14 protein-coding genes are annotated in these 14039 nt (G+C 73.1%); 6 read left to right on the top strand and 8 right to left on the bottom strand.

The genetic code is table 11. From position 1 onward, the window contains the following. Nucleotides 1-41 precede the first annotated feature (41 nt). Both ABT170_RS18220 and ABT170_RS18225 read right to left on the bottom strand, forming a co-directional pair. Nucleotides 42-704 (bottom strand): response regulator, encoded by a 663-nt coding sequence (locus ABT170_RS18220; RefSeq protein ID WP_351868452.1) that lies wholly within the window; start codon nucleotides 702-704, stop codon nucleotides 42-44. Continuing rightward, nucleotides 701-1987 carry a sensor histidine kinase gene (locus ABT170_RS18225; protein WP_351868455.1) on the bottom strand — a complete coding sequence of 429 codons (1287 nt, stop codon included), beginning with the start codon at nucleotides 1985-1987 and terminating at the stop codon, nucleotides 701-703. The genes ABT170_RS18220 and ABT170_RS18225 overlap by 4 nt, the downstream gene beginning before the upstream one ends. Nucleotides 1988-2120: 133 nt before the next feature. Here ABT170_RS18225 and ABT170_RS18230 point away from each other — a divergent pair, with 133 nt between their 5' ends. Further along, entirely contained in the window at nucleotides 2121-3035 is a 915-nt protein-coding gene (locus tag ABT170_RS18230; protein ID WP_329946249.1) for an ABC transporter ATP-binding protein, read from the top strand. After that, complete coding sequence (locus ABT170_RS18235) at nucleotides 3032-3880, top strand: ABC transporter permease (protein WP_329946248.1); 849 nt, start codon at nucleotides 3032-3034, stop codon at nucleotides 3878-3880. Before ABT170_RS18230 ends, ABT170_RS18235 begins: the two co-directional genes overlap by 4 nt. Nucleotides 3881-4006: 126 nt before the next feature. On the opposite strand, the gene ABT170_RS18240 is transcribed toward ABT170_RS18235, so the two are convergent. The 3 genes from ABT170_RS18240 to ABT170_RS18250 form a co-directional block, all read right to left on the bottom strand. Beyond that, entirely contained in the window at nucleotides 4007-5782 is a 1776-nt protein-coding gene (locus tag ABT170_RS18240; RefSeq protein ID WP_351868459.1) for a pectate lyase-like domain-containing protein, read from the bottom strand. A 250-nt stretch (nucleotides 5783-6032) separates the two neighbouring features. Next, nucleotides 6033-6599 carry a GNAT family N-acetyltransferase gene (locus ABT170_RS18245; protein ID WP_329946246.1) on the bottom strand — a complete coding sequence of 189 codons (567 nt, stop codon included), beginning with the start codon at nucleotides 6597-6599 and terminating at the stop codon, nucleotides 6033-6035. Continuing rightward, a complete protein-coding gene (locus ABT170_RS18250; RefSeq protein ID WP_329946245.1) occupies nucleotides 6596-7876 on the bottom strand; it encodes an NsdA family TPR-like regulatory protein in 1281 nt (426 codons plus the stop codon). Before ABT170_RS18250 ends, ABT170_RS18245 begins: the two co-directional genes overlap by 4 nt. Nucleotides 7877-8093: 217 nt before the next feature. Between ABT170_RS18250 and ABT170_RS18255 the strand changes: the two genes are divergently transcribed. Both ABT170_RS18255 and ABT170_RS18260 read left to right on the top strand, forming a co-directional pair. Then, on the top strand, nucleotides 8094-8429 hold the full coding sequence (locus tag ABT170_RS18255; RefSeq protein ID WP_329946244.1) for a hypothetical protein: 336 nt from the start codon (nucleotides 8094-8096) through the stop codon (nucleotides 8427-8429). 177 nt (nucleotides 8430-8606) lie between these two features. Beyond that, nucleotides 8607-9479, top strand: a complete 873-nt coding sequence (locus tag ABT170_RS18260; protein WP_329946243.1) for a DMT family transporter — start codon at nucleotides 8607-8609, stop codon at nucleotides 9477-9479. A 30-nt stretch (nucleotides 9480-9509) separates the two neighbouring features. Here ABT170_RS18260 and ABT170_RS18265 read toward each other — a convergent pair whose 3' ends face one another. The 3 genes from ABT170_RS18265 to ABT170_RS18275 form a co-directional block, all read right to left on the bottom strand. Beyond that, complete coding sequence (locus ABT170_RS18265; RefSeq protein ID WP_351868482.1) at nucleotides 9510-10067, bottom strand: sugar O-acetyltransferase; 558 nt, start codon at nucleotides 10065-10067, stop codon at nucleotides 9510-9512. Nucleotides 10068-10245: 178 nt separating this feature from the next. Then, entirely contained in the window at nucleotides 10246-11181 is a 936-nt protein-coding gene (locus ABT170_RS18270; RefSeq protein ID WP_329946242.1) for a transglutaminase family protein, read from the bottom strand. Nucleotides 11182-11215: 34 nt separating this feature from the next. Then, on the bottom strand, nucleotides 11216-12220 hold the full coding sequence (locus tag ABT170_RS18275) for a GNAT family N-acetyltransferase (RefSeq protein ID WP_329946241.1): 1005 nt from the start codon (nucleotides 12218-12220) through the stop codon (nucleotides 11216-11218). Between the two features lie 117 nt (nucleotides 12221-12337). On the opposite strand from ABT170_RS18275, the gene fdxA reads away from it, so the two are divergent. After that, entirely contained in the window at nucleotides 12338-12658 is a 321-nt protein-coding gene (gene fdxA, locus ABT170_RS18280) for a ferredoxin (RefSeq protein ID WP_018956287.1), read from the top strand. A gap of 143 nt (nucleotides 12659-12801) precedes the next feature. After that, on the top strand, nucleotides 12802-13899 hold the full coding sequence (gene dapC, locus ABT170_RS18285) for a succinyldiaminopimelate transaminase (protein WP_329946240.1): 1098 nt from the start codon (nucleotides 12802-12804) through the stop codon (nucleotides 13897-13899). Nucleotides 13900-14039 lie beyond the last annotated feature (140 nt).

Here is a 14039-nt window from a genome sequence, read left to right on the forward strand (position 1 = left end):
GGGCCCGGCCGCGGCGGTCCCGTCGCGCGGGTCCGGGCGGCTCACCGGCCGGTGGCCGACACCAGCCCCGCCTCGTAGGCGATGATCACCAGCCGCACCCGGTCCCGGGCGTCCAGCTTGGCCAGCAGCCGGGACAGATACGTCTTCGCGGTGGCGACGCTGATGTTGAGCCGCTCGGCGATCTCGGTGTTGGACAGACCGCTCCCGACCAGGGTCAGCACCTCGCGCTCCCGCTCGGTGACCGCGGGGAGCGGCTTCGCGGCGGCGGACGGCGCGGCCGGGATACCGGCGAAGTCCCTGATCAGACGGCGGGTGACGCTCGGCGAGATCAGGGCATCCCCGGCGGCGACGACCCGGATCGCGGCGAGGATGCCGTCCAGCGCCATGTCCTTGACCAGGAAGCCGGAAGCACCGGCGCGCAGGGCCCCGTAGACGTACTCGTCGTCGTCGAACGTCGTCAGGACGACGACCTGCGCGGTGGTGGGGCCCCCGGTGATCAGGGAGGTCGCCTCGATGCCGTCCATGCCCGGCATCCGGATGTCCATCACCACGACATCGGGGCGCAGTTCGGCGGTCAGCCGGACCGCCTCCGCACCCGTACCGGCCTCACCGACGACCTCGACGTCGGGGGTGCCGGTGATGACCATGTTCAGCGCGGCCCGGACGAGCGGCTGGTCGTCGGCGAGGACGACGCGGACACTCATCGTCCGGCCCCCGCCGGTACCGGCAGCCGGACCGCGACCCGGAAGCCGCCCGAGGGGTCCGGCGCGGCGCTGAACTCGCCCTTCAGCAGGGCCACCCGCTCCCGCATGCCGATCAGACCGAATCCGCTGTCCGGCGAACTCCCGCCGCCCCGTCCGCCGTCGGTGATCTCGATGGCCAGCTCCTCGGCGCCGTAGCCGACGGACACCCGGCAGGAGCCGGTGGCCGCGTGCCGCACCACGTTGGTGACCGACTCCTGGATGATCCGGAACGCCGACAGGTCGATGTCCGGCGGCAGCGGCCTCCGCTCGCCGTGCCACCGCACGTCCACCCGGACCCCGGCACCGGTCGTCGCCGCGGCCAGCCGCTCGACATCCGCGAGGCCCTCGGCGGGCCGCAACGGCGCCGGTCCGGCCCTCCGTACGTCCGTGCGGGGCTCCGGCATCCGCCCGGGACCTGTGGCGGGCTCCGGCCCCGGCCCCTGCCCGTCCGCCGGTTCGGGCTGCCGCAGGGCGACGAGCATCCGGCGCAGCCCCGCCAGCGTCTCCCGCCCGGCCAGTTCCACCGCCGTCATCGCCTCGCGCGCCGCGTCGGGCCGGGTGTCGACGACCCGGGCCGCCGCACCGGCCTGCAGGGCGATGATGCCGATGCTGTGCGCGACGCTGTCGTGCATCTCGCGGGCGATCCGCAGCCGTTCGGCGGTGACCGCCTGCGCCGCCGCGCGGGCCGTCAGCTCCCGTGCGTACTCGCGTGTCCGGCGCACCGACAGCCCGGCCAGACAGGCGATCACCGACAGCAGGGCGAAGGTCTCCCAGGAGGTCCAGCTCGTGTCGGCCCGGTGCGGGAACCGCAGGGGCAGGCCCAGCAGGGAGCGCAGCAGCGCATGGCCTGGCAGCGCCGCGACGGTCAGGACGAAGGCGGGGGCCCAGGTGCGGCGCGGCCGGGTCGCCACGATGACGCCGAGCGCGATGTCCAGGGCCACATGGTGGAGGAACGCGAGCCCCACCGAGTCCACCGCCAGCGCCGCCCCGAGCGAGCCGGCGGCCAGCAGGGCGAGCGCGGCCGGGGGCCGGGTGGACAGCAGCCCGCACCCCGTCAACGCCACGGCGGAGGCCGCCGCCAGGAGCGGCCAGTCCCCGGCGTCCAGGAGGCGGACGCCCTGGGGCATCCCCGGAATGCCGAACTGCGCACGGATCGAGGAGAGTGTGGCGGCGCACCACAGGACGGCCGCCCAGGCGCCCGGCGACAGCCGGTCGAGCAGCGGGAGGGACGGCTTCGTGGACATGGGGGCGATCGTAGCCAGGCACTCCCGCGGCGCCATCCGCCCACGGATGTACACCCCTGGTCGACAGCGGCCCCGCCGAGTGTCAGCGGTGGGCCGATGACGCGCGGGTGCGGCCGACGGCACCGTGGTCACCGTGATCGAAGTCAAGGGACTCACCAAGCGATACGGGGCGGCCACCGCCGTCAGCGACCTCACGTTCACCGTGCGCCCCGGCCGGGTCACCGGTTTCCTGGGCCCCAACGGTGCCGGCAAGACCACCACCCTGCGGATGCTGCTCGGCCTGGTCGAGCCCACGTCCGGAACGGCCACCCTGGACGGGCGGCCGTTCCGCGAGCACCCGCGCGGGCTGCGGCACGTCGGCGCGCTCCTCGACGCGGGCGACGTCCACGGCGGGCGCACGGCCCGCGCCCATCTGTCCGCGCTGGCCCGCAGCAACGGCATCCCGCGCACCCGGGTCGACGAAGTGCTCCGGGACGCGGGGCTGGCCGGTGCGGCCCGCCGCCGCATCGGGGCCTTCTCCCTCGGGATGCGCCAGCGCCTCGGCATCGCCACCGCGCTGCTCGGCGACCCTCCGGTGCTCCTGTTCGACGAGCCGCTCAACGGGCTCGACCCGGAAGGGGTGCTGTGGGTGCGGGGCCTGTTCCGCGGGCTCGCCGCGCAGGGGCGCACCGTGTTCGTCTCCAGCCATCTGATGACCGAGATGGAGCACACCGCCGACCAGCTCGTCGTCATCGGCCGGGGCCGGCTGATCGCCGCGGAGAGCCTCACGGAGTTCGCGGCCCGGGGCACCCGGCCCGGCGTGAGCGTACGCACTCCGGAAGGCGACCGGCTCGCGGCGCTGCTGGAGGCGGAGGGCGCCTCGGTGCGGCGCGGGCCGGAGGACGGCCCGCTCTCGGTGACCGGTATGGACGCGTCGCGGGTCGGTGAACTCGCCTTCCGGCACCGCGTGCAGGTGCATGAACTCCTCACCCGGAGCTCCTCCCTGGAGGAGGCCTTCATGGAACTGACGGCCGACAGCGTCGAATACCCCGCAGGAGACCCCCGATGACCACGGCGACGACCGTGCCCGCCCGTCGCGCGGAGGACACCGGCCCCCGCGCCCGCTTCACCGATCTGCTGGCCGCCGAGTGGATCAAGCTGTGGTCCCTGCGCTCGGCCCCCTGGACGTATCTGGTCACCGCGCTGGTGGTCATCGCGTTCAACGCGGGCACGGCGTACGACCACTACAGGTACTGGCACGAGTACGACGAGGGGGGCCGGACCGGCTTCGTCGCCGACGGCATGCCCCTGCTGGACGCGTTCACCACGAACGCGGGCATGCTGCTGGTGCTGGCCACCGGTGCCATCGGCGCCGTGGCGTTCACCGCCGAGCACGGTTCCGGCCTGATCCGCACGACGTTCACCGCCGTCCCGGCGCGCCGCTCGGTGATGGCGGCCAAGGCGGCGGTGCTCACCTCGGTCATGACGGTGTTCGGCGCGGTCGTCGCGGGGACGTCCTTCTGGCTGACCCAGGCGATCCTGTCCGGGCGGGACGCCGGGGTCTCCCTCGGCCACCCGGGCGCCCTGCGGGTCGTCGTGGCCTCGGCGCTGCTCGCCCCGGTGGCCGCGCTCACCGGTCTGGCGCTGGGCACCCTCGTCCGGCACGGCGCGGGCTCCGTGGTCACCTCCGTCGTGGTGCTGCTCCTGCTCCCGATGGTGATCGGCGACCGCCGGTACATCACGGCGGTCCTCGCCCACGGCCTGCCGCTCAGCGCCTGGACCAGGCTGACCGATGTCCGGCACGCGCCCGTGCCCTTCCCGTGGACGAACGCGGGGGCGTGGACCGTGTACGCGGTGTGGGCGCTCGCGGCCGGGGCCGTCGCGGTCACGGCGGTGCACCGGCGCGACCAGTAGGGCGGCCCCGGCCGCCGGCTGAGGTCCGGGGCGGGTGCGCGTGCGGGGGTACGCGTAGGTACGCGTGCGGGGTGGGGAGCCAGGACCGGCTCCCCACCCCGCCGTCGTTCCCCTCCCGCAGCCCCTCTACGGGAAGGACACCACCTGGGAGGGGATGGTGCTCGTACCGGACGTGGGGGATCCGGTGTTGTTGATGACGTGCTCGTACTGGCCCTGGCCGCCCAGGGAGACGACCAGCAGGTCGTGGAACCTCACGCCCGGCTTCACCGGCGCCTGGAATCCGTGCTGCTGCCGGATGGTCGGGTCGACGTTGAAGTAGCAGTAGCTCCCCATGCCCCAGCCCTCATGGGTGGTGACGGAGTCGTCGACCTTGTAGGCGGCGTACCCCTTGATGTCGCCGTTCTGGATGGCTGCCTGGTTGGGCGCGTCGTACGCCTTCTCGTTCTGGAAGAAGATCGTCCGGCCCCGCTCGCCGGACCAGCGCACGTCGTACTTGTTGAAGTGCTCGACGAACAGACCGGTGGCCAGCACGTCGTCGCCCTTCACATGGACGCCGTGGTCGGCCCGGTTGGTCTCCCAGCCGACGCCCGCCCCGTGGTCCGCGCGCCAGACCCAGGTGTGGTCGATGATCGTGTCGTCGCTGTTGACGACGATGCTGGTCGTCGCCCTGCCGGGGCCGGCGCCGCCGATGCGTACGAACACGTCCTGGAGCGAGGTCGGGTCGGCCGAGTGATCGGCGGAGGAGCCCTCGGGCCCGACCTCCAGCAGCGTCTCGGAGTTGACCGGACCGGCGTCGATGAGCAGCCCGGCCAGCTTCACCCCGTCCACGTCCCCGACCTTGACCGCGGTGACCCCGTTGTCCGGAATGATCGTGGCGAGGCCGAGCCCGAGGACGACGGTGTCCGGCCGGTCGATCTCGATGGCCCGGTCGACGTGGTAGACGCCCGGCGTGAACAGGAGGTGCAGCCCCTGGTCCACGGCCTCGTTGATCGTGGCGGCACTGGCACCCGGCTTGACCACGTAGAACCGCTCCAGGGGGATCGATTCGCCCTGCGGCGTCCCGTTGCCCCACGAAGTGCCGCGTGCCCCCGTGCGCTTGGCGGGGACGAAGACCTTGTAGGCGTCGCCGTCCAGGTGAAGGAACGGCTTCTCGCGCGAGACCGGTGTGGTCTCCAGCGTGGTGTACGGCGGCTCCGGGAAGCTCTGCGCGGGTGCGCCCTCGACGCCGGAGAACGTCATGTTCCAGACGCCGTTGCCCCAGCCGCCGATGCTGCTGTCACGTGTGTACCACTGCTGCTGCGAGTACGGCGAGACGGTGCCGTCGATCCTGCTGTCGGCGATGTAGCCGCCGCTGGCCCAGCCGTATCCGTCGGGGGCGAGGTTGAGTCCGCCCCTGACGTGCATCCGGCGGAAGGGCGCGGCCTGCGACACGGCCCACCGGTTGGTGCCGTTGACCGGTCTGAGGGCCAGGTTCTCCGCCGAACGCCAGAAGTTCTGTGTGGCGTTGCCGTTGAACCAACCGGCGTCGACGGTCACATCGCCGTTGAAGGTGGTGTCGTCGGGGTTGAGACCCAGCCCGGCGATCGAGGTGTAGAAGCCGAGCTGGGCGTTGATGTTGTCGTACGTGCCCGGCTTGAACATCAGCGCGTAGCGGTCGCTGCCGAACTGCGCCGACTCCTGCTTCTTGAAGATCTCGTCGACCTTGGCCTGGATGCCGGGCGTCGACGGGTCGAAGACCAGCACATTGGGTCCGAGATCGCCGCCGCCGGGCACGGCCGCGGCCTCCTCGCCGAACGCCGGACCGGCGGTGGGGACGGCGATGATCAGCGAGAGCGCGAACGCGGCGAGTCCGAGAAGGCGTGAGCGGCGGTGGCCGCCGGCTGACGTGGGGGGAGCATGCATGACGGTACGTCTCCTGGGGTCGTGGTACGGGTGCACGACGGATGACCGGGAGAGCCTGTGGGAGGCCGCCGCGGGAAGGCCCGCGGACTCCGTGAGAGCGCTCTCTCGTGCGAGCGATGCTTCCGCTGTTGCCCTGAACACGTCAATAGGTGTGCGCCAGAAGGGCTGTCCCGATGTGCTGAGCGCAACAACTAACGGCAGCGGAACGGCAATTGACCCGTTCTGGCCCCAGTCGGGGGACCCGCTGACTTCACAGGATGATGTGGGGGGAGCCGGAGCGCCCACCCAGCTCGCGCACCATGACCGAGAAGCTCGGACTGTCCGGGAAGGGCCGCTGATCACCGACGCGCCGGTAGCCCCAGGACTCGTACAGGGCCAGCACCCCGGGGTGCTCCGGGTCGCACAGCAGCGTGACGCGCTCCTCCGGACGCGGCCTCAGCAGCTCCTCGTGTATTCGGCGCGCGGCACCCGTCCCCTGCCAGGGTGCCCGGACCATCAGCTCGAAGAGGGCGAGGGTGCGTCTCCCGTCCTCGTCCGCGAACCCCTCGGGCAGCGGGGTCGTCATGTGCGACCACCAGCGGGCCCCCCGGCCCAGCGGAGCGCCGTACGCGTAGCCGACCGGCCGGTCCCCGTCGTAGCCGATCACCGCCTCCCACCCGTCACCGGCCGAGTGGTTGGTCAGCCGCCGGTCGAACCGGTCCAGGCTGGTGAACGGGATGTGCAGCTCGTCGGCGTACACCTCCGCGTAGACGTCCAGGAGTACGGGGCGGACGGCGGGCAGGTCGTCGGTGGTGAACCGGCGCAACTGGACGGTCATGGTGTGGGTGTTCCCTTCGCTGTCCGCTGGAGCCATTCCTGGGCGAGTGGTGCCGGGTGTGCCGCCAGCCGTTGGCGGAACCCGTCGAGGAGGTGCCCGATGCGCACGCTGCCGGGCGCGGTTCCGGCCGTGGCCAGCGCCCGGTCGGCACTCGCGCAGGCCGCCTCGACGTCCTGCTGGCCGAGCTGTGCCAGCGCCAGCTGGGCGGTGTAGTAGACCCGGTTGCGCGTCAGCCCCGGGTCCAGCTGCGCGAGGGCCTGATGGATCCGGGCCTCGGCCGGCTCGGCCCGGCCCAGGCGGTAGTGGACGATGCCCGCCAGCCCGTGCAGCTCGGCCTGGTCGTAGAAGCTCAGCCAGGTGGGCCGGCGGCCCATGTCCGCGCGGGCGAGGGCGTCCTCCGCGTGTCCCAGGGCCCGCAGCGCGGACTGCTTGTCGCGCAGCCGGGCGTGGGACAGCGCGATGCGCGCGTGGGCCTGCGAGGCGTACAGCGGATCGCGCCGCGCCATACCGGCGTCGCGCACCGCCTGCGCGGCGTGCAGCGCCTCGATGAGGCTGCCCCGCTGTCCGGCGAGTATGGCGACGTTGTTCCACACCCGGTGCATCGACTCCCCGTCCCCGGACAGCCCCGCGAGCGTCACCGCGCGGTCGAGATACTGCGCCGCGCGCTGCTGGTTGCGCGAGTCGAGCGCGGCCCAGGCGGCGGTGCTGGCCGCGTTCGAGGCGGCGGCGTAGAGCATGGACCGCACCCGGGAGGAGGCGCGCCCGGACTCCAGGAGCGACAGGGCGTGACGCATCCAGTGCAGGAACTGCGCCTCGATCCGGCTGGTGCCGCCGACCCTGCTCTCCTGGCGGTAGAGGGCGGCGAACGCCTGCCCTACGCGCTTCACATCGGCGATGCCGACGGTGGTGCGGCCGGGCGGCAGAACGACCGTCGCGGCCATCACGGCGGCCCGCTGGTTGAAGTCCCGCCGCACCACGGGATCGCCCGTGGCGCTCCCCGGGGCCCCGCTCGCCGGGGAGCCGGTCCGTTGCCGCGGAATGAATCCGAGTTCCTCGGCGGTGCAGCCGAATTCCTTTTCCAGGGCGATCCGTTGACGGGCGTGCGGCCAACGCGTCGTGCCGGTCAGATAGTTCCGGATATGCCGGTCCTGAAGGGACCCCGGTTGTCCCGTGAGGCTCTCGATGTGCTCATTGAGCCGACTCGCGAGCTCGTGCTGCTTCAGCCCGGCGGCGCTCATACGGGCGGCCAGCAGAACATTGCCGGTCTTCCTCGTCATGAAACATCACCGTAGCGGTTTTCGTACCGCCAGATGGCCGATGATTCGGTCGAAATTTCCGGTTTCCGGTGAGTGGGAGAAACGTCGAATTGCCTGGGGTTCCCTGCCGTTTGCCGTTCTTCTTGATACTTCACTGCCGGAAGAGCGGCCGGTGGCGGCCGTCGCCGGCCACCGGGGAGGAGGACATGTGACCGGTGCCGACGTCACTCCGCCACGCATGAGCGTCGATATCGAGGCGGTCGCGGCGGCCGTGGACCACGCGCTTGCCGCCCGCCCGGCCCTCCCGCCGCGCAGCGTCATCAACGCGGGTACCGACCAGTTGATCGGCCAGCTGCGCTCCCTGATGGCCCTGGACGACTACGGCCACGACGAGCCGGGGCGCGGGGCGGTCCGGGTGCTGTTCCGGGTCGCGTACCGCAATCTCGACCGCGCCGTGCGTCCCGACGAGACGACCTCCGACGCGGACGCGTACACGTACTGGCGGACGGTCGCGAGCCTGGCGGCGGCCTTCCGGGACCTGTATGTGAACCTGCCGCGGGGACGGCCCGAATGACCGCCCCCCGGACCGCCGATGTACCGCGTCGGGAGTACGGCCTACGCTGAGCGGCACCGGAAACGGTGATGCGGGGGCGGACCTGCCGAACGCCCGTGCGGCACACCGGCATCCGCCACCGGCCGCGCGCCCGTCGCGCCGGACCGTCCCGACCGACGTTCGTGGAAAGGCCGTACGATGCCGGTCGTCCTGGTACTTCTGCTCTCCGGGACCTGGCTGCTGTCCGGCGCCCTGGTCACCGGGACCGATCCGCTGATCGTCGCGTTCGGCCGCACCGCGGTCTGCTGCGCCGCGCTCACCGCGGTGGCCGTCTCCACGCCGGGCGGCCGGGCCGATCTGCGCCGTGCGGCGGCCCGCCCCGGCACCGTATGGCTGCTGGGCCTGCTCGGCTTCGCCGGATACGCCGCGGGCACGCTGCTCGCCATCCCGCGCATCGGCACCTCGCTCGCCAACCTCGTCGTCGCGCTGATGCCCTGCGCGTCGGTGGCGGTGGGGGCGCTGTTCTTCGCCGAACGGTCCGGGCCGCGCAGGGCGGCCGGGGCGGCGCTCGCCTGCGCGGCGGCGGCCGGGTACGCGGCGCTCGGCGCGGACGCGGGCGACATGGACGGACCGGGGCTGCTGCTGGTGGCGGGGGCGACCGTGGCCTTCGCGGTGTACGGGTTCCTGTACCGGCGGCGGATGTCCGGGCTGCCGCCGCCGGCCGTCCTGCCCGTACTGCTCGCGGCGGCCACCTGCCTGCTGCTGCCGATGGCCCTGCCCGCGCTGATCGCCCACCCCCCGACGCTCGCCGCGACGGGCGGGATATCGGTGCTCGGCGCGGTCGTGTACGCGCCCGCCTACCTCGTACAGCACCGGCTCATCCTGAGCCGCGGGCCGGTCTTCACCGCCGCGGTCCAGCTGGCCGTGCCGTTCGCCGTGCGCCTGGGGGACTGGGCGCTGGGCACCGCGCCCGTGCCCTCGTCGGCCGAACTGCTGCTCCTGGCCGTGTGCTGCGGGGGCATCGCCCTGGTCACCGTCCAGCCGGACACCCGGCTCGCCGCGAAGGCGTGACCGGCCGGGGGGCGACCTCGCGGGACCGGATCAGCCGGCCACGCCGTCCTCCGGGCCGATCCTCCGGATCACCCGCGCCGGATTGCCGACCGCCACGACGTTCGCCGGCAGGTCCTTGGTGACCACCGATCCGGCGCCGATCACCGTGTTCTCACCGATGGTCACCCCCGGGCAGACGATCACGCCGCCGCCCAGCCAGACGTTGTCGCCGATCGTGATGGGCCGGGCAGCCTCCCACTTGGCCCGGCGCGGCTCGGGGTCGACCGGGTGGGTGGGGGTGAGGAGCTGGACGTTCGGGCCGATCTGGGCGTCCGCGCCGATGCTGATCCGGCCGACGTCGAGGAGGACGGCCCCGACATTGATGAACGTACGGGCGCCGATGGAGATCTGATAGCCGAAGTCCACCCGCAGCGGAGGCCGGACCTCCACGCCCTCGCCCAGCTCACCCACGAGCTCGGCGAGTGCCGCGCGCCGCGCCTCGGGGTCGGCGGCGGAGGTGGCGTTGAAGCGCTCGGTCAGCACGTCGGCGCGCAGGGCGTCGGCGCTCAGTTCCGGGTCGTCGGCGAGATAGAGCTCACCGGCGAGCATGGCTTCCTTCTGGCTGGTCACGTGGTGCGTCCTCTCGTCCGGGCCGTCTTTCGGCCCGGTACATCACGATAAGGCGCGCGGTGGTGGCCCTGGCGGGCGAGGGACGGGCACGGTGGCCCGCGGCTTCCCGGCGGCGTGAGCGGACGCGGACCCGCCGGCTGGCGGGCCCGCCCGCCGGTCAGTTCAGCAGTGCCAGCGCCGCCTGAGCCCGTCGCCGTACCGCTTCGGCCGTCGCCGGATCGAATCCGGCGACGATCTCCGCGTACTCCTCCATCTCCGCGGCCCCGCGCCGGAACTCCCCGCGCTGCACGAGGAGCTGGGCCCGTTCGTAGCGGAGCCTGGCCGGGTGCGAGGGCAGCAGCAGCGACAGATCGACCGCCCACAGCGCCACATCGGTCCGCTCGGGGCGGGCCGCCGCCCAGGCCCTGATGTTGTTCAGGATCCGCAGCACGGTCTCCAGCGGCCGGGCGGGCACCAGCATCGACTCCTCCAGCGGCGCCCCGGTGGCGCCGGCCACCATCAGCTCGGCGTCCTGCCCGGTCAGCGGCGCACCACCGGCGAACGGATCGGCCAGCACCCGTTCCCCGGGGTCCCCGAAACCGACGACGAAGTGACCGGGCAGCGCCACCCCGTACACCGGGGCGCCCGCCCGCCGCGCGACCTCGATCCAGATCACGGACAGCAGGATCGGCAGCCCGCGACGGCGGCGCAGCACCTGTTGGAGCAGCGACGACTCCAGCCGCTGGTAGTCGGCCGGTGACCCCGCGAATCCGCACCGCTCACCGAGCAGTTCGGCCACCGCCGAGGCCCAGGCGCGGGCGGAGCGCGCACCGTACGGCAGCAGCCCGGCCAACCGGTCCAGCTCGATCTGCGCGGCGTCGATGCCGTACGGATCAGGCGATTCCACCCCCGCTTCGCCGATTCCCGCAGGACCGATCTCCGCGGCGCCCGCCCCCGGTCCCCCCGCGCCCGTACCGGCCCGCGGGCCCGTCAGCGGGCCCGCCTCCGCGCCGAGCAGCAGGCAGAGCAGCGCGAGGTCGGGCCGCTCCGCGCGGGCCTCCTCGGCGAACCGCCGCCGCCGTTCGGCCGCCCCGGAATCGTGGTGCCCGCTCATCCGCCGCACTCGCCCGACGTGCTCGGGCCGGTGCTCACTCCGCGGCCCGGAAGTGGTGATAGCGGTGATGGGCCGCGAAGCCCATCCCGTCGTAGAGCGCCCGCGCCCCCTCGTTGTCCGTCTCCACCTGGAGCCACGCGGCCGACGCCCCCTCGTCCAGCGCGCGGCGCGCCAGCGCGGTCATCACCGAGGTCGCCAGCCCCCGGCGCCGGTACTCCGGGCCCACCTCGACAGCCATGAACCCGGCCCAGCGCCCGTCCACGACGCACCGCCCGATCGCCGCGGGGGTGCCGTCCTCCGTGTCGCCGGGCACGGAGGCGAACCACACCGAGGGCCCCGATCCCAGGACCCGGAGCACATGGTCGCCGGGGGTGTCGAAGCGCTGGTAGCGGGAGAGCCACGCGGCGTCCGGCTCACGGTCCAGCCGGACCGCCGCCACCTCCGCGTCCAGATCCCCGACCGGTGCCAGCGCCGCGATCCGCACCTCGGCCGACACCTCGCGCAGCCAGCCGTGCCGCTCCAACTCCGCGCACAGCTCCTCCTGCGTGCCCTCGGCACCGGTCGCGGTCTGGATGTACGCGGGCAGCTCCCGCTCCCCGTACCAGCGCCGCACCCGCCCGAGCGCCTCACCGAGCGGCAGTCCCGGATCGCCGAGCGGCAGCACGGAGTTGGCCCGCCGGGTGAACCCCGCGGCGGCCCGCAGCCGCCAGTCGCCCAGGGGTTCGCTCTCCACCGGCTGCCAGGCCCGTGCGCAGGCCCGTGCCAGCTCGTCGAAGGAGGCCGCGGGGCCCCGGCGCCGGGCCGGGGCGGCGGGCACGACCTTCCCGGCCACCAGGGTGGATTCCGCGATACGGACGCTCTCGCCGCTCTTCGGTGTGATCGAGAGCACACCGTCGTCCCATGATGTGAGAACCCCGACCGTGTCCGTGAACATGGCGCCTTGGCCGACCCCCTCGGGGCGACGCCTGACCGATACGCGTTTGCCCACGTCAGCCGGTGTGATGCGGACTTCCAGCCGTCCGCCGATGGTGAATTCCACAGCTCTGTGCGCCCCTCCTGTTCGGATCGTGCCCGGGAACGGAGATACTAGGTGTGGGCATCGACGACGCCGCGCTCCCGCGCGAGAGCCAACGCCCTACCGAGGAGGAACGACAGCGTGACCTACGTCATCGCGCAGCCTTGTGTCGACGTAAAGGACAAGGCCTGCATCGAAGAGTGCCCCGTCGACTGTATCTACGAGGGCCAGCGGTCCTTGTACATCCACCCGGACGAGTGCGTCGACTGCGGAGCCTGTGAGCCGGTCTGCCCGGTCGAGGCCATCTTCTACGAGGACGACACCCCGGAGGAGTGGAAGGACTACTACAAGGCGAACGTCGAGTTCTTCGACGACCTCGGCTCGCCGGGCGGTGCCTCCAAGCTGGGCCTGATCGAGCGCGACCACGCGTTCATCGCCGCGCTGCCGCCGCAGAACCAGTAATCAGCGGCAGCACGCGCGCCGCCCGGTCCCGTACGGCTCGTCACCGTACGGGACCGCGGTGTTTCCGGCGCCCCGGCAGCCGCCCGCGCCACCCTGCGGGCGGCTCCTCGTAGCCCGTCGCCCGTACGAGAAAGCAGAGTTCCGTGTCCGCACCAGTCTCCTCCCGCCTCCCGGTCTTTCCCTGGGACAAGCTCGCGCCGTACCGGACGACGGCCGCCGCCCATCCGGACGGCGTCGTGGACCTGTCGGTGGGTACGCCGGTCGACCCGGTGCCCGAGCTGATCCAGCAGGCGCTCGTCGCCGCCGCGAACAGCCCCGGCTATCCGACGGTGTGGGGGACCGCCGCGCTGCGCGACGCCCTCACCGGCTGGGTGGAGCGGCGTCTCGGCGCGGTCGCGGTGGCCCACGAGAACGTTCTTCCGGTCGTCGGCTCCAAGGAGTTGGTGGCCTGGCTGCCGACCCAGCTGGGCCTCGGCGCGGGCGACCGGGTGGCCTACCCGCGGCTCGCGTACCCGACGTACGAGGTGGGCGCCCGGCTCTGCGGCGCCGAGCCCGTCGTCTACGACGACCCCACCGAGCTGGACCCGGCGGGCCTCAGGCTGCTCTGGCTCAACTCCCCGTCCAACCCGACCGGCCGGGTGCTGGCCAAGGACGAACTGATCCGGATCGTCGCCTGGGCGCGCGAGCACGGCATCCTGGTCTTCAGCGACGAGTGCTACCTGGAGCTGGGCTGGGAGGCCGAGCCGGTCTCCGTGCTCCACCCGGATGTCTGCGGCGGCAGTTACGAGGGCATCGTCGCCGTCCACTCGCTCTCCAAGCGCTCCAACCTCGCCGGATACCGCGCCGCCTTCATCGCGGGCGACGCGGCCGTCCTCGGCGAGCTGCTGCTGATCCGCAAGCACGGCGGGATGATGACGCCCGCCCCGGTCCAGGCGGCCACCGTCGCGGCCCTCGGCGACGACACCCATGTCGCGGAGCAGCGCGCCCGTTACGCGGAGCGGCGCACCGCCCTGCGCGCCGCGCTGGAGGCCCACGGCTTCCGGATCGAGCACAGCGAGGCGAGCCTCTACCTGTGGGCGACGCTGGACGAGCCGTGCTGGGAGACGGTGGCCCACCTCGCCGAACTGGGCATCCTGGTCGCCCCCGGCGACTTCTACGGTCCGGCCGGCGACACCTTCGTACGCGTGGCGCTCACGGCGACCGACGAGCGGGTGGCGGCGGCGGTCAAGCGGCTGACCTGACCGGTCCGTTCCCACCGCCCGTCCGCACGGCCGGGCGACCGGCCGGGCCGCACGCCCCAGGGGTGCGGCGCCGCCGGACACGCGCGCGGGGCGCGGGGGTGGGGCGAACCCGGGGGCGCGCGCGGTTAAGGGGCCCGGGG

It is taken from the genome of Streptomyces sp. NPDC001787, assembly GCF_040297465.1.
Lineage (GTDB): Bacteria > Actinomycetota > Actinomycetes > Streptomycetales > Streptomycetaceae > Streptomyces.